The sequence below is a fragment of the Thiocapsa bogorovii genome, from assembly GCF_021228795.1.
In the GTDB taxonomy this organism is placed as follows: domain Bacteria; phylum Pseudomonadota; class Gammaproteobacteria; order Chromatiales; family Chromatiaceae; genus Thiocapsa; species Thiocapsa bogorovii.
Genome location: NZ_CP089309.1, coordinates 4747622 through 4765381 on the forward strand (window position 1 = coordinate 4747622; position 17760 = coordinate 4765381).

At 63.3% G+C, this 17760-nt stretch carries 16 protein-coding genes and 1 pseudogene; 1 reads left to right on the forward strand and 16 read right to left on the reverse strand.

The features are described from left to right. Window positions 1-210 precede the first annotated feature (210 nt). From LT988_RS21085 to LT988_RS21160, 16 genes and pseudogenes are all read right to left on the reverse strand, one after another. Complete coding sequence (locus tag LT988_RS21085) at window positions 211-411, reverse strand: hypothetical protein (RefSeq protein ID WP_232407447.1); 201 nt, start codon at window positions 409-411, stop codon at window positions 211-213. An 85-nt stretch (window positions 412-496) separates the two neighbouring features. Further along, on the reverse strand, window positions 497-1969 hold the full coding sequence (locus LT988_RS21090; RefSeq protein ID WP_232407448.1) for a DEAD/DEAH box helicase family protein: 1473 nt from the start codon (window positions 1967-1969) through the stop codon (window positions 497-499). Further along, window positions 1962-3005: a hypothetical protein gene (locus LT988_RS21095; protein WP_232407449.1), complete on the reverse strand. Its 1044-nt coding sequence runs from the start codon at window positions 3003-3005 to the stop codon at window positions 1962-1964. Before LT988_RS21095 ends, LT988_RS21090 begins: the two co-directional genes overlap by 8 nt. Further along, on the reverse strand, window positions 3002-3601 hold the full coding sequence (locus tag LT988_RS21100) for a hypothetical protein (protein WP_232407450.1): 600 nt from the start codon (window positions 3599-3601) through the stop codon (window positions 3002-3004). The genes LT988_RS21095 and LT988_RS21100 overlap by 4 nt, the downstream gene beginning before the upstream one ends. Further along, on the reverse strand, window positions 3594-4217 hold the full coding sequence (locus LT988_RS21105) for a DUF6011 domain-containing protein (protein WP_232407451.1): 624 nt from the start codon (window positions 4215-4217) through the stop codon (window positions 3594-3596). The genes LT988_RS21100 and LT988_RS21105 overlap by 8 nt, the downstream gene beginning before the upstream one ends. Then, window positions 4214-4432, reverse strand: coding sequence for a hypothetical protein (locus tag LT988_RS21110; protein ID WP_232407452.1), 219 nt, complete (start codon window positions 4430-4432; stop codon window positions 4214-4216). Before LT988_RS21110 ends, LT988_RS21105 begins: the two co-directional genes overlap by 4 nt. Continuing rightward, window positions 4429-4854 (reverse strand): helix-turn-helix transcriptional regulator, encoded by a 426-nt coding sequence (locus LT988_RS21115; RefSeq protein ID WP_232407453.1) that lies wholly within the window; start codon window positions 4852-4854, stop codon window positions 4429-4431. Before LT988_RS21115 ends, LT988_RS21110 begins: the two co-directional genes overlap by 4 nt. Continuing rightward, complete coding sequence (locus LT988_RS21120) at window positions 4811-5428, reverse strand: hypothetical protein (RefSeq protein ID WP_232407454.1); 618 nt, start codon at window positions 5426-5428, stop codon at window positions 4811-4813. The genes LT988_RS21115 and LT988_RS21120 overlap by 44 nt, the downstream gene beginning before the upstream one ends. After that, window positions 5425-6786: a tyrosine-type recombinase/integrase gene (locus LT988_RS21125; RefSeq protein ID WP_232407455.1), complete on the reverse strand. Its 1362-nt coding sequence runs from the start codon at window positions 6784-6786 to the stop codon at window positions 5425-5427. Before LT988_RS21125 ends, LT988_RS21120 begins: the two co-directional genes overlap by 4 nt. 439 nt (window positions 6787-7225) lie before the next feature. Further along, the gene (locus LT988_RS21130) at window positions 7226-7957 is read right to left on the reverse strand and encodes a M48 family metallopeptidase (protein ID WP_232407456.1); all 732 of its coding nucleotides are present in this window, start codon (window positions 7955-7957) and stop codon (window positions 7226-7228) included. After that, entirely contained in the window at window positions 7957-11064 is a 3108-nt protein-coding gene (locus LT988_RS21135) for a type I restriction endonuclease subunit R (protein WP_269752153.1), read from the reverse strand. Before LT988_RS21135 ends, LT988_RS21130 begins: the two co-directional genes overlap by 1 nt. Before the next feature lie 229 nt (window positions 11065-11293). Further along, window positions 11294-11494 (reverse strand): DUF2283 domain-containing protein, encoded by a 201-nt coding sequence (locus tag LT988_RS21140; RefSeq protein ID WP_232407458.1) that lies wholly within the window; start codon window positions 11492-11494, stop codon window positions 11294-11296. After that, window positions 11491-11763, reverse strand: a complete 273-nt coding sequence (locus tag LT988_RS21145; RefSeq protein WP_232407459.1) for a DUF4258 domain-containing protein — start codon at window positions 11761-11763, stop codon at window positions 11491-11493. Before LT988_RS21145 ends, LT988_RS21140 begins: the two co-directional genes overlap by 4 nt. Window positions 11764-11979: 216 nt before the next feature. Beyond that, complete coding sequence (locus LT988_RS21150) at window positions 11980-13032, reverse strand: restriction endonuclease subunit S (RefSeq protein ID WP_269752154.1); 1053 nt, start codon at window positions 13030-13032, stop codon at window positions 11980-11982. A 1003-nt stretch (window positions 13033-14035) separates the two neighbouring features. After that, window positions 14036-15154: pseudogene (locus LT988_RS25630) on the reverse strand (type I restriction-modification system subunit M); the annotation flags it as partial. Between the two features lie 198 nt (window positions 15155-15352). Beyond that, on the reverse strand, window positions 15353-16105 hold the full coding sequence (locus tag LT988_RS21160; RefSeq protein ID WP_232407462.1) for a carbonic anhydrase: 753 nt from the start codon (window positions 16103-16105) through the stop codon (window positions 15353-15355). A 309-nt stretch (window positions 16106-16414) separates the two neighbouring features. On the opposite strand from LT988_RS21160, the gene hcp reads away from it, so the two are divergent. Next, a complete protein-coding gene (gene hcp, locus LT988_RS21165; protein ID WP_232407463.1) occupies window positions 16415-17707 on the forward strand; it encodes a hydroxylamine reductase in 1293 nt (430 codons plus the stop codon). Window positions 17708-17760 lie beyond the last annotated feature (53 nt).

A 17760-nucleotide genomic window follows, 5' to 3' on the forward strand; every position in this document is an offset into this window, starting at 1 on the left:
GCGGCGCGTTCAGCTCCGCGCACAGACTGCGCCACGTCGCGGCGAAGTCGAGAAAGAGCGGCGGCGCTCGGGATAGGTCGGATTCAGCGGCCATGAAAGCGAGCGCCACTAATACAGCGTGCTCCGTCTCCGTGAGCCCATATTGCGCTCCCCGCGGGGCCTCGCATGGTGCGCGCGGTGCGGGTGTTGGATCTGGCAAGGTTTCGTCGCTCATCTGGTCATCAGCGGCGCTACGGGGCCGGTTGGCGCGGAGCGATTGAGTAGACGCGCACGTCGTTGCAAGTCGCGCTGTAATGCTTCGATCACGATTGAGCGAATAGACGCACCTGAAGATGCGGCAATGCTTTTCAATGCCCGGTGATCGGCTTCTGGTAGGTCGACAACCAATCTTTTTGGTGTGGTGATTCTCATGTGTACAAATCTACAGGAACGAATGAGGATGTCAATTCGAATCGGATGATCTCCGCACGATTGCGGAGATCTCCACAGCTTCCACTTATGCCGCTCGACGCTTCGCCGATCTGATCTGATAGTGACGAATCCATCTGGCCTGTTCGTCGCTCGGCTGGATCCCTGGAAAGAGCTTCCAGGCGAACGGCGGCTTCATTCCTCCGAACTTCGCAAGGAACGCATGGAACGCCCATCCATCCTTCCATCCTCGACGCTCGGCATACCATCGAAACGCCTGATACCATCCTCGTCGATCCTCGACGCTGAATACCGCGGTTCCGTCGTCGCCTGATCCGTATTCGACGAGACGCCCGTCTCGATAGACGACTTTCGACTTGCGACCCGGCCGATCGATGCCGCACGACGAGCAGGTGAATTGATCCGACTCCATGACGGCTCCGCAGTGCGAACAGGCGACCATGCGCTTTTCGGCCTTCTTCTTCGATGCGGCTTGATGTTCGCCCTTCCCGAGATCGGGAACCTCGAAGTGAATCGGCAGACCGAATCGAAGGGTATTCCCCGCATGGTCCAGAATCAGGGCGTCGGCTTTTCCATCGGCACGCCGTATGACCCGCCCGAGCTGTTGCATATGCAGAGCTTCCGATAGCGTAGGTCGAGCTAGAATTGCGCACGATGCGCCTGGATAGTCGAAGCCGATGCCCAACACGTTGACGCTCGATAAGACGCGGATCTCGCCGGCCTTGAACGATGCAATGATGTCCTTGCGCTCGTCGGGCCGGGTGTAGGCGTCGATGTGCGCTGCGGACACGCCAGCGTCGACGAAGTCGGCTATCACCGATTTGCTGTGCGCAATGTCGACGGCGAATACTAGAGTCGGGCGGTCGATCGCCTTTTCCGTCCAGGTTGCGATGATGTCGCCGATCAAGGCTTTCGTATTCATCGCGTCCGCCAGCTCCGACGAGACGAAATCGCCGCGCTTGAGCTTCACTCCCGAGATTGCCCGCTCGATCGACTCACTCCCCGGGCAGAACGCACGAGCCGGTGTCAGGAACCCTTGCTCGGTCAACCATGCGACCGTAGGGCCTCGCACCAGGTTGGTGAAGTGTCCCCCGAGATCCGGTCTTAGAGGAGTTGCCGATAGGCCGATGAAGGGAACCCTGTTCCATGCTTCCATCAGCTTGATGTGGTCCTTCGCCAGAACATGGGCCTCGTCGATGATGGCGAATCCAGCGGGCGGAACTCCGCGGGCGGCGAACGTCTGGCGAGTGCCGACGATGACCTCGTCGTCGCAGTGCAACCAGGTGTTGCCGGCCTGCATGACTCCGACGCGAAGGCCTACGGCTTGCAGCGTGTCGGCAGCCTGATTCACCAGTTCGATGCGGTCGACGATGAAAATCGACCTGTTGCCCTTCGCCGATGCCGATCGGATCAGGTGTGAGGCAACCACGGTTTTTCCGCCGCCTGTCGCAAGAGCACACATCTGACGTCGATGTCCGGCCGCATAGCCTTGACGCAGCTCTCGGATGATGTCGCCTTGAAAGGGATGCAGCTCAAACATGACTGCGCCCTCCCTGGAATGCCGCAGTGCAGTAGGCGTCGGCGTCACCGAGACTCGCAACGACATCTGCGATCGTCCGACCTGCACAAGATCCATGATGACAATGGAATCCGGGCCACCGTCCGGGATTAACGAAGACGACGGCGCCGGTGCGTCCGTGCGGCGTCGAGTGCCCATCGCGCCACGGACACCAGACCGAGTGAGTCGTCGAGTCGACGGCGTGCCTGTAGAGCCCGTGAGCGGTCAACCAGGCGACCACGTCGAGTGTGGTGTAGTCGCCTTTGCCGCCGATGCGCGGGCCGGCCTGACGCGGCTCCGACGACGTCACGGCGGGTGTCGAGCGACGGGCGTAGAAGTTCGCTAAATCCTCGACGAGACGACGCTCGACCTGACGCCACGGCGCCGGGATCCAACACGCCGAGTCACGATGCGGTCGTTCGGGCGTATCCGGTCCCTTTCGATTTCGCGTGCCGTACAGGCGGAAAATCCTTCCGGGATTCTTCACGCTGCGGTCAAAGTCGACCTCGTCGTCGGCGAACTCCGCGGCGAGTCCCGAGTAGATCGACCTGAACATCTCGGTCGTCTCGTCGTTGCTCGGCAGTCTGACGCGGTAGACGGCGTGATAGCCGTTGCCGCTGAGTCCATGCAGCGGTATGGGCCAGTCGAGTTTGCGCAGCATCGCGACCAGGGCGTCACGGCGCCCGAGTGCGGCTTTCAGCTCGTCGGCGGTCGACGAGACACCTGTCGGTCGACAAGGATCGAAGTCGAACGGAATCCGAGTTACCCATGCAACATCGCCGTTGCAGATCGGCGAGCCGGTCATGCCGTTGCCGACGTGCCGCGGCTTCGGGCCGTTGAGCGACGTGAACAGGTTGCCGCGGTCCCGAAGGCGGTCGACCTGACGAACAAGTCGATCCAGGTCGTCGAACCATCCTGTCGTCCAGCGTTCGCCGATCTGATGCCGCAGCTCGATTGAGCCGTTATCGCTGATCTGTGCCGCCAGATAGTCGCGCGTCGATGTCAGCGTCGGAGTCATGCCGCACCTCCGAGCCGGATCTCGACGAGCTTGCCGCCGTCCGGGCCGTCCGGGGGGTTGCCTACCCTTCGGGCAACTGTAGATGTAGTTGTCCCTTGGGGGGTCCCTTGAGTAGGGGCTTGGCAAGGGGCTACCGAAGGGGCTTCGGTAGGGGCTTGGCAAGGGGCTTGGGTAGGGGCTTCATCCGATCGGAAGATGGGCCAGCGGTCGAGAAACATCCGCACCAGCGGCGATTCGGGTAGGCTGGCAATGTGGCGCTTTGCCTCGACGAGCCGATAGTCTTCGGCTTTGGGCTCGCCTTTCTTCCAGGCGAATTGAGCCGCACACTGATTCGGCAGATAGACCAGTCCCGCCGCCGAGTCGCGCAGCAACAGGCCGACGGCTTCCAGGTCATCAAAAGCGTCGTCGACGGTCTCGCGATCCTCGAAGATGATCTCGGCGATCGTCCCTGACGCGACGAAGTGAATCCCGGTGCGGTGCGACTCGGGGCCGCACTCGCAATAGAGCAGGACCTTAAAGGCAACATCCGACAGGCGAAGGGCCGCGCGATACTCGCGAATCCAGCGCGCCGGCTCGATATGGGCGTCCTTACGCATGGGGCGCCTCCGTGCTATCATTCTTCGCGAACATGCCTTGCTCGTCGCCTTCACCGATCGAGCCGTTCGCCGCGGCTCGATCGGTATCCATCATCAGTTCATCTAACCTGATTGCCTGCTCGAATTGCGCTCGACATTCCGGGCCGATTCCCCATTCGATTGATCTCGGGTCAGTCAACGCACGGCCGCAGAATCCGCAGTTCAACGCACCGAAGGCAATCGCGCGCTTCGGATCGTCGACGAATCGCCGCAGTGTCTCAGTCACCAGGTCGACAGCCGCACCAGTGCGGGCGTCGTCGCGTTGCCATCTCATCAGGTGCAGTGCGCAATCGGGCAAGATGCGGACCTTGATCTCGGTCTTGGCGTTGACCGAAGTCACCAGCTTTGCCTCGATGTTGTAGATCGTCCATCCGGTTGGTGAGCTGTGCAGTATCGGCCTGATCTCGATGTTGAACCGCTCGCGATCTGCGACCAGATGCAGTTTCGTCGGCGGGCGTCGACGGTCCAGTTCATGACCCGCCAGTCGTGCCGATGCAATTCGATGCAGTAGGGAATGGGCGTCGAAGTCGAGCGGGATCGGCTTCAGCCATGTTTCGCGGGTGTATTCGGCGCTCATGACTGCACCGCCTGGGTCCAACGCACGACGCGCGCAAGGTTGCCGTTCGGGGTCACGTCAAATTCGCCGGTGACGACGGGTTGCATGCCGGCGGCTTTAGCCTGTTCTTCGCAAAAGCGATCGAACGCTTCCCAATTGGAAACGCCTGTCGGGTGCATGGCCAGCGGGTCAATGCCGTGCTCCACCAGAAATGCATGGGCGGTTGATTCGTTCATGCCGCCGCCCTCCCGGTGATCGATTCGGCCTGTTTCCGCTCGATCCACTCCGATTCATCCCGGTCGACGATGCGAAGCTGTCCGCCGATCTTGATCGTTCTGGGCATATCCGAGCGGCGCCTGTAGAACGTTGGCTCACTGATCCCGTGACGCTCGCAGAAGTCGGCGACTGAGGATGATGTCGGTCTTGATGGGGTTTTCATGTATTCACCTTTTCGTATCGGTGCAATCGGTTGACTGCGTTTAATTGCCGATGCGATGGGCTTAGTGAACAGCGAAGTGAAAACCGATAAAACGCGATGAATCCGACGAACGTTAATCGGGATTAATCGGATCGACAGGCATAAAAAAACCGCCGTGATGGCGGTTCGATGTGGGTTACTGCGTTGGCTTCTTTCGTTCTCGCCCGATGTATGTCTCAAGCGTTTTTCCCTGGACGAGCGGATCGAGCCCGAACCTTTCAGCGGCCATCATGCCGGCTTCCTTCTTTGTTCTCGCTTCGCGGCTCGTATAGAGCTGTCGAACAAGATCGATCGCCTCGTCCGGGATTTTGATCGGCGCTCCCGGCTTCGCCTTGATCGGCTCCGACTCCGACACTCGTGCCGCGGCCGTCTCGGGAAACAGCTCGACTCCACGCTCGGCGGCGAAGCGGATCAGGTCGGCTTGGTAGATCCATCTGTTGAGCTTTGGCCCATTGTCGACGGTCGCGACGGGCACCTGATTCGGCTCGGTATAGCCGTTGCGCAAGAGGGTGGTGCCGTCCAGCCACGTCGATCGTCGACGACGGATAACAGGACCTCTCGGTGGTCCTTCCTCGGACTTCACCAGATGATTCAGGTCGGCGGCGGCGTCTCGCCGTGCGATCTTGTAGTCCCGACTCCCGTTCGGCACGCCGTAAGGAAAACCATAGGCGACGTGCAACCAGATAGAGACGGCCGTCTCGACGCTGTACTTGCCGCCTTCCGGGTTGGTGAGTGCGATCGGTAGGCCGTTCATGCCGCCGCTCCCGAACGCAGTTCGACCACATTGTTTGCTGGCGGATCGGCGAGCCGCAGAATGTAGTCCTCGACCTGCTGCATCAGCGGACGAAGATCATCGGTGTCGAGCTGGACGTAGTTCGTCCCGGTGACGTCGCCGGTCGTCGCATGGTTCAACGCGGCCTTGATCGCGTATCCGCCGATGCCGGCTCGCTCGGCGAAGCTGGCCCATGACCGACGCAGATCATGCGGCGTGACGGTTAAGCCGGTTGTCTTCTCGATCCTGACGAGTTGCTTGCGGACTTCGGATGTCCCGATGACATAGTCGGCTGGCTTGCGTTCTTCATCCGTCTCGACGACTTTCTCGTTCTCCGCGTCTCTGGCACGCTTGCGAGCTTCCAGGATCTCCCGGACGCGAGCCGTCATCGGTAAGGTGTGATCCTTGCCGTTCTTCGTCTCACGGACCTTGATCGTCCCTCGCTTGAAATCGACATCCGACCAAAGCATGAATCCGGCTTCACGTCGGCGTAGGCCAGTGAGCAGCAGAAGCTCAAGATATGCCGCCATGCGCTCGGGGTCGCCCTGGGGTTGGTCGATCGGCAGTCGCCGGACAGCTTCCAGCCACGGCCGAACGTCATCGGTCCCGAGCTTGCGCGTCCGAGCGTCCGACCGGCTCCACTTGCGCTGTACCCGATTCACCTTGTCGACCGGGCATCGGCCGAACGGCAGTTCATCCTCGTCGTCGCCGTAGAACTCCGACGCAAATCGATGGACAGCTCTTAGGACCTGCATCGCGCGCATAGCGACGCTGCGGCTCGTCTGACTGATCTCGGCGTGACGAGTGACGGCCATCGCGCCGGTGATCTCGCGCAGCGGCTTATCCTTCCAGTCGACGAGATCCCGGTCGATGATGAGTTGATAGCCCTCGATCGTGCGCGGGCGTAGGGCTTTGGTCTTCAGGTAGGCTTGATATGCTTTCTTCAGCGTGACGCCTGCCAGCTCGTCGGCTTGCGCCTGAACCGCCTTGTCGGCTCGCAGTTGGCGTGCCGTTTCGTTCGGATTCTCCCCGGCTCGCAGTTGCGCAAGGATCTCGTCGACGCGACCACGCACGGACGCCTGACCCTTGAGCGCCGTCAAGGGCAGTTCTCCGACCTCGCAGATCGTGACGCGGATCGGCGCCGTGATGCCTTTCGCGCGACCGTAGACCTGAAGGACGCGGCGCCCATCGGGATACTTGCGTCCCGGTGGGCTCACTCGACAGATCAAGCCGGGTTGTTGGGTGTCCCGAACTTCATACCGGGTCGACTCGAAGGGCAGGGCGTCGAGCTTCGCCTGCGTGAATTTGAAAGGAGGATGGGCTACAGTTGCTTCAGTCATGGCACGCTACCTGTCAGCGGGTTGTGACGAGAAGCCGGGCGGGTGGACTAGACCCTTCCGGCTTCGCTTTTATCTGGGCTACATCTGGGCTACAGAATTGTGCAATTCGGTGCGACTCGATGCATGTTCATGATAGTCGATAATTGAGCGGAAATCAAAGCGGGAACAGGCATTTAGGTGAGGTTTGCGAGTAGGGTCAAGGAGTTGCAATACAGGGCTTAACCGTTCTCATAATGCGAGGGTCCCCTGTTCGAGTCAGGGCGTAGCCACCAAATCCGATAAGAGAAAGTCGAACCGGCCTTGAGCTGGTTTTTTCTTGTCTGCGGTCCGGGCTCCACCTGGGCTACCGATTGCAAATCGGCTCGACTCGTCGGCCCGGTGTGATGTCGCGGTAAATCTCAGGCCCGTCCATCGGCCGCGGGCCTCGGCCCGCAAGGGTTCAAAGCACGACATGCCGCCCGCCGTGCTCCGCCAGCCAAGTCTTGCGTTGCTCGTACTCCGGCAGCGCCCGCCCCAGTCGTCGCCAGAATGCGGGCGTGTGGTTCGGCTCGACGAGGTGAGTCAGTTCATGGACGATGACGTAGTCTACGATGCTGCAGGGCAACAGGATCGTGGCCCAGTGGAAGTTCAGGTTCCCGCCCCGACCGCAGGAACCCCAGCGGAACCCGAGGTCGCGGACCTCGACGCCTTTGGGCTCGACACCCATACGGGCGGCCCAGTCCTTCACCCGCCGTTGCAGCCAGCGCCTCGCGTGCTCGGTGTACCAGCGCACGAACTGCTCCCGACCTTCGGCCGCCAGGGGCCGCAGCAGCCTGAACCGTCCCGCCTCCAATTTGAGCGGGGTGGCCTGCGCATCGACGAGCAGCAGCCGATAGCTTCGCCCCAGGTAGAGGAAGCCCTCGCCGGTGACGAACTCCTTGGCGTCCGGAGTCCGATTGCGGGTCTCCTGCTCGGCCATCTTGGTGTAGAGCCAGAACCGCTTCTCGCGGACGAACTCGGCCAGCTGCGTCCCGGCGGTCTCGGGCGGGGCCGAAATGATCAGCTCGCCGCCACGATCCAGGGTGATCCCCAACGTCTTGCGACGCGGGCTGCGGCGGACCTCGAAAGTCAGTTCGTCGACGGCCAAATACTCGGCCGGATGCTCGGTCGGATGTACGGTCTGCGGGTCCATCACTCCGTCAGCCGATGATGGTTCGCCTTCGCCAGATCCATCAGCGTGTCCGCCACCGCGTCCAGCCGCCCGAAGGGCAAGACCTCGGCGTCGTCCAGGGTCTGGAAGATCCAACCCCGCAGCCCCTCGCGCGCGTGAGCCCGTTGCCAGAAACCGACCAGCGCGATCTCCTGACGGATGTGATCGACCAACTCGACGACCACCTCGCGGAGCCGGGCGGTGGTCTCGGCCTCCACAGTCACGTCTCTGGCCAACTGCACGAGCAGGACGTCGAGGAAGGCCTGGGTCGCGGGATCGAGGCCGGTGCTGTCGTCGCGCTGCCGGCCCTGCGCCGCCTCCTCGACGAGCGTCTTGAGCGCCTCGGCTAGCGCGTCCCAGCGGCCCTCGAATTCCTTGAGAATGTCCCGCAGACGCTCCGAGAGCTTCTCGTAGTGCGTGGGGTCCTCGTCGAGGTGCTTGCGGATGTGGTAGCGCAGGGCATGTTCCATCTCGCTGGCCTTTGCGCGCGACGAGCGCTCCTGCTCGACGTGCGTTTCGAACTGGATCGAGGTGATTTCGATGGGCGGGATCCGTGGATCGATGCCGAGTGAGAGGACGTGGTCGTCGATCAGCTTGCGGACCTTCTCGCCCACCTCTTTGCCGATCAGCCGCTCGCTGCCGCGGTAGCGGTTGCGGGCCCTCGCCTGAATATGTGCGAGGGTCTTGGCGTCGTTGACGAAGGGCAGGCCCTCGGGTCTCGGGAGCACCAGATCCAGCGTGACCAAGAACTGCTTGAGCTTGACGTGAAACTCGGCCCGCAGTTTCTCGTCCTTCAAGAGCTGCACACAGGCCTCGGTCTCGGCGATATCCTCGATGCCGCGCGAGAGAAACACCTCCAGCGCCCGGCGGTGCCGGTCCCGCAGCTTGGGGATCTCGTCCTTCAGGCTCTCGAGCGCACCCTCCACGTCCTCGGCGCTGTAGGCCGCCAGCGCATCCTTCAGGTGCCTGGCCACCCCGTAGTAGTCCACCACGATGCCGCAACTCTTCTCGCCCCCGCCGCCGGCACCGCCACGCGAATAGGTACGATTCACCCGGGCGATGGCCTGGAGCAGCTCGGCCTCCTTGATGTGACGGTCGAGATACATCACCTGCTCGACCGGGGCGTCAAAGCCGGTGAGCAGCATCGATTTGACGATCAGAAAGGCGAGCGGATCGGCCTTGTCGCCGACGAAGGTATTCGGACCATCCGCGAACAGCGGCTTTTTGAAGCGGGCGATGCGGGCATCGATCTTGGCGCGGCTCGACCATTCGCGCTGGGGGTCCACGCTGTCGTTGTGCCCACCGGAGATCACCGGGGCAAAGTCCAGGGCCGCGATGGTCGGCAGGAATCGGTGGGCCCGGATCAGGAAGGCCTTCTCCGGGGCGAGCCGGTTCACCGCGTCGTCGTCCAGACCGAGCAGGTTCGGGTGCAAGGCCGCCAATTCGTCGACCAGCGCGTCCCGCGCCTCAAGGAAGGCCCTATAGTAGCGAATGGTCGCCCGCCGGCTGACCGCTACCACTTGCGCCTTGAAACCGTTGGGCAGGATGTTCTCGACATAGTGGCGCAGCATGTTGCGGGCCTTGGCGGCGATGAGCCGCTCGGCCTCCATGACATGGCCCTTGGTCGCGTACTTCTGCTTGATCGCCTCCAATTCCTCGGGCGTCCGACCCACCAGCATGTCCTCGAAGACCTCGTCGAGCGCACGCCCGTCCTTCACCGCGGCGCCGGTGGTGCGGCCCTCGTAGCGGATCGGCACCGTCGCCCCGTCGGCCTCGGACTCGCGCAGCGTGTAGCGGTCGATGAAGGCGCCGAAGATCCGCGCCGTTTGCCCCTTGGCCCGCATGATGATCGGCGTGCCGGTGAAGCCGATCCGCACGCAATTGGGCAGTGCCTGCATCAGGTTGGCGTGGGCGCTGTTGGTGTGGCTGCGGTGGGCCTCGTCGACCAGCACCAGGATGTCCTCGTCGGTGTTCAGCTCCGGGAATGGCCGGGTCTTGGTCGGCGCCCGGCCCGCCGTGTCCTCTGCGTCCTCGTCGGCCCCGTTCGTATCGTCCGATGCATCGGCGTCGAGCAGCTCGCCCCGATACTTCTGGATCATCGCGAAGACCAGATCCTTGCCCTTGCGCGCAAGCGTCTCCTGCAGGACCTCGGCGGACGACACCGTTTTCGCGCCTCGCCGCTCGGGCTTGACGATGGTCAGCACCTCGTCGGTCAGCGCCGCGGTGTCGGCGAGCTGTTTCTGCAGATCCCGCCGGTCGGTGACGACGATGACCTTGAAGCGGCGCAGCGTCGGGTCCGAGCGCATCTTGCGGATCAGGAAGACCATGGTCAGGCTCTTCCCGCTGCCCTGGGTGTGCCAGACGATGCCGCCGCGGCGGTCCTGCTCGCCGTCCTCGCGCCGGGTCTTGCCGGTGAGCATGCGCCGGATGGCCAGCTGCACGGCACGGAACTGCTGGTAGCGGCAGACCAGTTTCACCCGGCGCCCACCCAGCTCCATGAACAAGGTGAAGTGGCGCACGATGTCGAGCAGATGCGCGGGCCGCAGCATCCCCGCGACCAGCCTTTCCTGGCTGGTGAGCGCGGTGGCGACCTGACCCAGTTCTTCCGCCACCTCCGCGATGGGCCTGGGGCTGGTGTCCTTCCATTCGAGAAAGTGGACCGCCAGCGACGAGAAGGTGCCCGCCCGTGCCTGCTCGCCGCAGGTGGCGACGACGAACTGGGAGTAGTGGAAGAGCTGCTCGTTGCCCTCGCTCAGGTCCACCAGGCCCAGCTCCCGGCGGCGGTTCGCGTAACGTTGGAGCTGGTCGACCGCGTCCTCCAGCGGCGTGGCTGCATAGGGGCTCTTGCACTCGACGATCACCAGCGGGATGCCGTTGACGAAGAGCACGATGTCGGGCCGGATATGCTTGTCGGCCTGGCCCGCCGGGCAGGCGACCTGGAACTGATTGACGACCCGGAAACAGTTGTTCTGCGGGTTGTCCCAGTCGATGAAGTGGACGGTCCGCCCGCGGCCCTGTTCCCAGCCCGCGACGCCGTCGACCACGGTCCCTTTGAGCAGCAGCTCGGTGGCCGCCTGGTTGACCTCCAGCTGCTTGCCGGCGCCGAGCCGCGCGCGTTCACGGCCTGCATGATGCGCCCCTCATCCAGCCAGGGCCCGCCCTCCGGGTCCAGGTTGATCCGGTGCAGGGCCTCCTTCAGGTCATCGAGCAGCAGGACCTCGCGGAAACTCCCTCGACCCGTGACCTGACGCGCCACTGGAGTATGGGCGCCAGATGTGGCAAGAGCGGCGCTACCCCGGGCACTCAGTACCTGGGCCGTCAGGCTGCATCCGCCACGACCCGCTCGATCTGCAGCGGGTACATGCCGCTCTTCTTGGCATCCAGAATGGTGATCTCGCCGATGCCGGTCGCCGTGTAGCCGATGTTGACGTTCCAATCCACCGACTCGTCGCGCACGATCTCACCCTTGGTGAATTCGATGAACAGGATGTCATCGTCCTCGTAGTACTGGATCTTCATTGGGAGCCTCGCTCTCTCCAGTTGACCATAACGGTCTTGATGATCACCGCCTGGGCCTCGACGATTGCCGCGCAGACCAAGTTGTCGTTGCGCGTCGGGAAACGGTGCGAGATCCAGCTGTGCCCCGCTGATTTCTGCGCCAAGGTACCCTGCTCGATCAACACCTGCACCTCGTTCAGGGTTACCTGCCGCTTCGCCATCGACTCGATGGCGTGATTGGTCAGCCAGACGGTCTTGCCAAACCGCTGGCTTTCGAAGGAGTCACTCATTGCCGGCCCGCGGAGCCGGCGCTTGCGCTGCCATCAGATCCCGGTCTTTGACCGACTTCAGGTGGTATTTGGTCTCGATGTAGCCGATGAAGTCCAGGACCTCTTGGGCAAGCTCGTCCGGGAGTGCCCTGTGCCTCTCGATAGATCTGCTCGGCGATGGTCATGGGTGAGATCTCCAATGCCATGTGGAGGTTCGCGGCTCGTTGGCGTCGCTGGTCATGCCTCGGCATCCTCGGGGACGGGAACGCGGACACGGCCGGTGAGGAGGTCGTCCATGAGGCCTTGTTTGAGCGTTCGCAGCTTTTCTACGTTCACCCTCTCCTGTCGAATGCGTACGTCATGGTCGTCCAGAATGCCTGCGATACTCACCTGCTCGGACGTTGCAGGCAGTGCAACTCGCAGCCTCCCCACAGCTGGTAAGTTCAGGCCAGATTTTGCGCCCTGATCGTTCAGGCGCTCGAACTGTTGTTGCCCTGCTCGGCCCGCAAGGAAATGTCCGATCCAGCGCGGATGGGCACACGCTTGGTCCAATCGGATCAAGGCGACATGCTGGTTTACGTAGGCTTCGTCCAGGTCACTGGGAACTATACCGATGATTCCAAGGTCGGCCGTGATGGAGATGAGAAGGTCGCCTTCCTCCACGCTGGTGCGCTGGCCCTCGCTCCCACTGGGGGGCCGCACATGCGCAACCGACTCAAGACGCAGATTGATGTGGTCCCGCGTGAGGTTGCCGATTCGCAGGAACAGCGGTCCGGTGTCCGAGTAAAAGGTAGCCCATCCGCGAGAACCTGATGTGATGAAAACCGCGATTTCTCCCAAATGGCGCAACGCCCATCCCCTCGGCATCCGCCCCAGCGGCGAGTCCTTGAACTGCTCCGGGTTGCGCTCGGGGTCGCGCAGCTCGCCGTTGTCGTCGATGCCGCGGGTCAGCAGGTCGTGGAGCAGCCCCTGCTTCATCTGCTGGAGCTTGGCGATGACCTGCTCGGTCTTGCGGATGGCCTCGTCGAGGGTGTCGAGGATTTCGGCGATGCGGCGTTGTTCGGGGAGGGGTGGCAGGTCGAGGGTCAGGGAGAGAATTTGAGCCTGCCCGAGGCTTGCCTGATTGATGGCGGATTTGGCCTCTCGTCGCGCGTGAGCGCGGCCTTTGTTGGACTGGAGGACACGAAAACAGAACCTCGGGTCGACCTTCAGCCTATCGAAGCGCAGCAGCATAAGGTTCATGCCATGGAAGAGCATTCGCTGTTCATCGAATAGCGCGACTTTCCCGATATGTTACAGGGAGTTGATGTGACTATAAAGAACGTCACCGGGTTGTAGGTCGTAGGATGAGGCGGGCGCATTCAGGTAACCTACGCGGTTCCAGTCGATACTGCCTTCCGCAATGGTTTCGATCCTCGATACTGGGTACGCAGTCGGTCTGGTCGTTTGGGAAGCCGTGGTTCCATTTCGGACGGCAGAAACAACATCCTTAAGCTCTATCCCGACCCAGCCGTCAACTGACATAACCCAGCTCCTGAAGAAACCCATCCAACCGCCCCTTCGCCGTATTCCGCTCACGCTCGATATCCCGCAGCGTCACCCGGTACTTCGCCCACCAGCCTTCGACCGCCGACACCACAGCCTGTCGGTGGGCGGCGACCCGTCGGTCCAGCTCCCGGCGCAGGTCGGCCTTGAGGATGCCGAGCACCAGCGCGCGGGCCTGCTCGGCGGTCAGCCCGGCCTGGGCGTCCTCCAGATGGTCGGTGAAGCCCTTTTGCAGGGTCTTGAGCCTGGTCTTGGCCGCGGACAGCTTGCGCTTCAGCTCCTTGAGATCGCTCGCGGACAGGGCCTCCTCGTCGCCGCCTTCGTTCTCTTCCTCGCCGTCTCCTTTGGTCGTGGCGGCCTTGATTGTGGCGTCCAGCTCGGCGACCTGGCCCTCGGCTTCGGCGATCCGGTCGAGGAACTGGGGCAGCAGGGCCTTGACCAGTTTGTGGTCCAGCGGGTCGGCGCCTTTGGCACCGGGCCCGCCTTCCTCCAGCGCGGTGACGATGGTGGTGGCCCAGCCCTCGACCACGCCCTCGAAGCCGCGGGCCAGCAGGGTCTTGAGGTCGTAGACCACCTCGTTCCACCAGGTCGCGACCGCACCGGCGATCTGGAAACGGTCGAGCAGGCCGACGGGCAACAGGGCCTGCTCGAAGGAGGTCGCCAGCTCGGCGCGCAGGGTCATCAGGGCCTGGGTGCCGGCCTCGGGATCGGCAAGCCGGGCGATGCGCTGCTCCTGGCCGATCCACCAGGCGTTGAGCAGGTCGTCCTGGATGAGGCCCTTGCGGATCTCGCGCTCGGCCCCGCCGCGGAACAGCACGCCGTGGGGCATCACGGTGCAGACCATGCCGCCCCCTTGTCCACCGGTCCGCAGCACCGAGACCATGTGCTGCACGAACATCAGGTCGGCCTTTTTGCCGGACTCGGGGCAGAATCCATAGGGGAAGCGCTCGGGATAGGGGATGCCGTCGGCGGCGTAGTTCTGCGAGAAGGGCGGATTGGTGATGACCCGGTCGAAGCGCATCAGCTCGCCGCCTTCGACGTGCAGGGGTTCGGCCAAGGTGTCGCCGTTGCGCAGATCCGCGTCGGCGATCCCGTGCAGGATCATGTTCATCTTGCTGATGGACCAGACCCCGCCGTTGTCCTCCTGCCCGTAGAGGCCGAGGTTGCGCGGGTTGCCGCCGTGCTCGCGCACATGCTCGGCGGAGAGGATCAACATGCCGCCCGAGCCGGAACAGGGGTCGTAGACGCGCATGCCCTCCTCGGGGTCTGCCAGGCGGACCATCATGCGCACCACGGCGCGCGGGGTGTAGAACTCACCGCCCTTCTTGCCGGCGGAGTCGGCGAACTCGCCGACCAGGTATTCGTAGGCGGCGCCGAGCAGGTCGGGGAACTCGAAGTCCTCGTTGCGCAGCCGGTAGCGGTTGAAGTGGGCGATCAACTCGCGCAGCTTCTTGTCCGGCAGCTTGGACTTGCCGACGTTACGGGTGAAGTCGATGTGGTGGAGCACGCCTTCCAGGCCGGTGTTCTCCTCCTCCCGCGCGCCCAGGGCCTTGTTCAACCCGTCGCCGACGTTGTGGTGCAGCGTGTCGCGCAGGTGCTCCCAGCGGGCGCGCTCGGGGACGAAGAAGGTGTCCTGGTAGTAGCCCTTGGCGTTGGCCCGCTGCTCGGCCTCCGCCTGTGTGCGGCCCCTGGCGCGCTGCTCGGCGACGATCTCCTGACGGCGGGCTTCGAACACATCCGAGCAGCGCTTGAGGAACAGCATCCCGAAGATGTATTCCTTGAACTCGGAGGCATCCATCTTGCCCCGCAGCACGTCGGCCGCACCGAACAGGTGGCGCTCGAGTTGGGCCAGGGTGAGTTTGCGCATCGTGTCTCGATTCCTAATCCTTGCGCGTTTCCGTTTTCATCGGCGGCGCGGCGAACGGGCTCGACGCGTTGGCGACGCGTCCGGCCAGGGCGCCCGAGCCCGCAGTCGAAAGACGACCGTGTCCGCGTCCGGCAGACACCGGGTCGCGCATGCGGGGTTCGGACGGGTATGAGCGAGTCGCCGTCGCTCGGTGGCGACTTATTCCAGAACGACCCGTGCATTGAGCGGTTGAAGCGGCCGATCATTCGAGTGGCCCATTGCCCGTGCAAACTTCACGAGCTGCCCGTGAGAGGCGCTCACCGGATGTTTCATGACCAGCCAGGTCACGCCCTCGCTGCAGGGCGGCGTGGTGAGGGAGCCGTCGAAGCGGTAGTAAGCACGATCGGCGGGCAGCAGCGCCTCGGCGGAGGCCTCCCGCGCGAGGTGCGCCGTATGGCCCTGCGCCTGCGGCATGGCTGCCCAAGGCGTGGCGAGTGCCAGGTTCTCGGGGCCTTCTTCGAACATGACCGCGATGACCGCCAGATGGCCCTCGGCGTCCGCGTGCACCAGATGTGCCTCCATCGGGAACTCGTGGCCGTCGATGTGGTTTTCGCTGGGGGTGTGAAAGTGGAACTGCTTCAGGGTGAACTCGCGCCCGTCCAGCGTGATGGTGCTGCCGTCGTCATAGTCCACCAGGATGGTGTGTCCGTTGTGGATCTCGTCATGCCCGCCCGGCTTGTAGTGGAAGCCGATGCGCGGCAGATCGATGTCGACGCGGTTGGTGATGTCGATCGGCGTTTGGGCATGGCCTGACTGGCAGGCGACGAAATGCGGGTCGATCTCGCCCCAATGCTCCGGACCGTGGGGGCCTGAGTAGTCCCAGTGTGCGCTCTCGCCCGCGGAGGCGGACCCGGCTCCGATGACTCCGGAGCCGAGGAGGAAGGTCAAGGTCGCGATCGTTGTCCGCTTCATCGTGTATCTCGTTATGAAAGGGTGAATCGGGCGCCGGCCCGGTCGCTGATGGCCGGCGTGGATGGCGTCGGTGTCGGTCGACTCGACAGCGCCCTAAAGCATAACGGCGTTGCTGCCCGGAAAGCGATGCTCGGGTGCGGCTTGTAGCCGCGCTTGGCCGACCTCGTGGCGACGCGCCTTGATCCAAGTCAAGGAGACGCCGGTAAGCCCTCGCCAGACTACCGGTCCCCTTGATCGGCACCGCGGATCGACAGCGGTTCGAGAAGCGCGACAAGGGCTCATTGATCCCGATCCGATTCAGAGGCACCCATGCACTGCAACCAATGCGAACAGACCTTCCGTAAGACCGGCTGCGTCACCTCCCCGGGGATGTGCGGCAAGGACGCCGATGTCCAGTCCCTGCAAGAGATGTTGCTCTACGGTCTGAAGGGGATGGCCGCGTATGCCCACCACGCGCGGCGCTTGGGCAAGTCCGACGAGACCGTGTCCGCCTTCATCGAGGAGGCGCTGTTTGCGACCATGACGAACGTCAATTTCGACGTGAAGAGCCTGCTCGAATACTGTCTCGAATGCGGGCGGATGAATCTGCGGGTCATGCAGATGCTCGACGAGGGCCATGTCGAGGCCTTCGGCAAGCCGACTCCGACCAAGGTGCAGGAGGGGACGCAAGCGGGCCGCGGGATCCTCGTCACGGGCCACGATCTGGCTGACCTGCGGGACCTGCTCGAGCAGCTCGAAGGCACCGACATCAAGGTCTACACGCACGGCGAGATGCTGCCCGCCCACATGTACCCCTTCTTTCAAAACCACCCGAATCTGGCCGGCCATTACGGCAGCGCCTGGCAGAACCAAAAGCGCGAGTTCGCGGCCTTCCCCGGCCCTGTGGTGGCGACGACCAACTGCGTCTTGATTCCGCCGCAGAGCTACAAGGGCCGACTGTTCACGACCCGCGGCACGGCTGTGCCCGGCGGTCAGTGCATCCGCGACGGTGATTACAGCGCAGTTCTCGCCGAGGCGCTGCGGTGCGCGCCCTGCGAGGAGCAGATCACGGGCGAGTCGACCGTCGGATTTCACCGCAGCGTACTGCTCGATCACGCACAGACGATCGTCGATGCCGTGAAGGCAGGCCAGATCAGCCGCTTTTTCGTGATCGGTGGATGCGACGGGGCGGATCCGGGCCGCAACTATTTCAGCGACTTTGCGCAGGGCACGCCGGATGACTCATTCATCCTGACCCTGGGCTGCGGCAAGTACCGAATCCGAGATCACGCGTACGGCGAGCATCTGGGCTTCCCGCGCTTGATGGACATGGGGCAATGCAACGATGCCTACGGCGCCATCGCAGTGGCGTCCGCCCTGGCCGAGGCCTTCGAGTGCAGCGTGAACGAGCTGCCGCTGACACTGGTGATCAGTTGGTTCGAGCAGAAGGCGGTCGCCGTCCTGCTGACCCTACTCAGCCTCGGGGTCAAGGGCATCACCCTGGGTCCGAACGCGCCGGCCTTCGTCTCGCCGAACGTCTTTGCGATCCTGCAGGAGCGGTTTGACCTGCGCTTGAGCGGGAATGATGCCGAAGGGGATCTCCGCCTCGCGATGAGTGCTTGACCCCTGTTCGGCGCCGCTGCTCGCTCGGCCGGGTGGCGGAGGTCGCGCGTTCC

Bases quoted from the DNA above. Each gene is read 5' to 3' on its own strand.
- LT988_RS21140 (WP_232407458.1), bottom strand. From the start codon at position 11,494: ATGAAGATCCAGTACTACGAGGACGATGACATCCTGTTCATCGAATTC.
- LT988_RS21160 (WP_232407462.1), bottom strand. From the start codon at position 16,105: ATGAAGCGGACAACGATCGCGACCTTGACCTTCCTCCTCGGCTCCGGA.
- LT988_RS21130 (WP_232407456.1), bottom strand. From the start codon at position 7,957: ATGGACCCGCAGACCGTACATCCGACCGAGCATCCGGCCGAGTATTTG.
- LT988_RS21145 (WP_232407459.1), bottom strand. From the start codon at position 11,763: ATGAGTGACTCCTTCGAAAGCCAGCGGTTTGGCAAGACCGTCTGGCTG.
- LT988_RS21100 (WP_232407450.1), bottom strand. From the start codon at position 3,601: ATGCGTAAGGACGCCCATATCGAGCCGGCGCGCTGGATTCGCGAGTAT.
- LT988_RS21125 (WP_232407455.1), bottom strand. From the start codon at position 6,786: ATGACTGAAGCAACTGTAGCCCATCCTCCTTTCAAATTCACGCAGGCG.
- LT988_RS21120 (WP_232407454.1), bottom strand. From the start codon at position 5,428: ATGAACGGCCTACCGATCGCACTCACCAACCCGGAAGGCGGCAAGTAC.
- LT988_RS21110 (WP_232407452.1), bottom strand. From the start codon at position 4,432: ATGAACGAATCAACCGCCCATGCATTTCTGGTGGAGCACGGCATTGAC.
- LT988_RS21105 (WP_232407451.1), bottom strand. From the start codon at position 4,217: ATGAGCGCCGAATACACCCGCGAAACATGGCTGAAGCCGATCCCGCTC.
- LT988_RS21090 (WP_232407448.1), bottom strand. From the start codon at position 1,969: ATGTTTGAGCTGCATCCCTTTCAAGGCGACATCATCCGAGAGCTGCGT.
- LT988_RS21085 (WP_232407447.1), bottom strand. From the start codon at position 411: ATGAGAATCACCACACCAAAAAGATTGGTTGTCGACCTACCAGAAGCC.
- LT988_RS21095 (WP_232407449.1), bottom strand. From the start codon at position 3,005: ATGACTCCGACGCTGACATCGACGCGCGACTATCTGGCGGCACAGATC.
- hcp (WP_232407463.1), top strand. From the start codon at position 16,415: ATGCACTGCAACCAATGCGAACAGACCTTCCGTAAGACCGGCTGCGTC.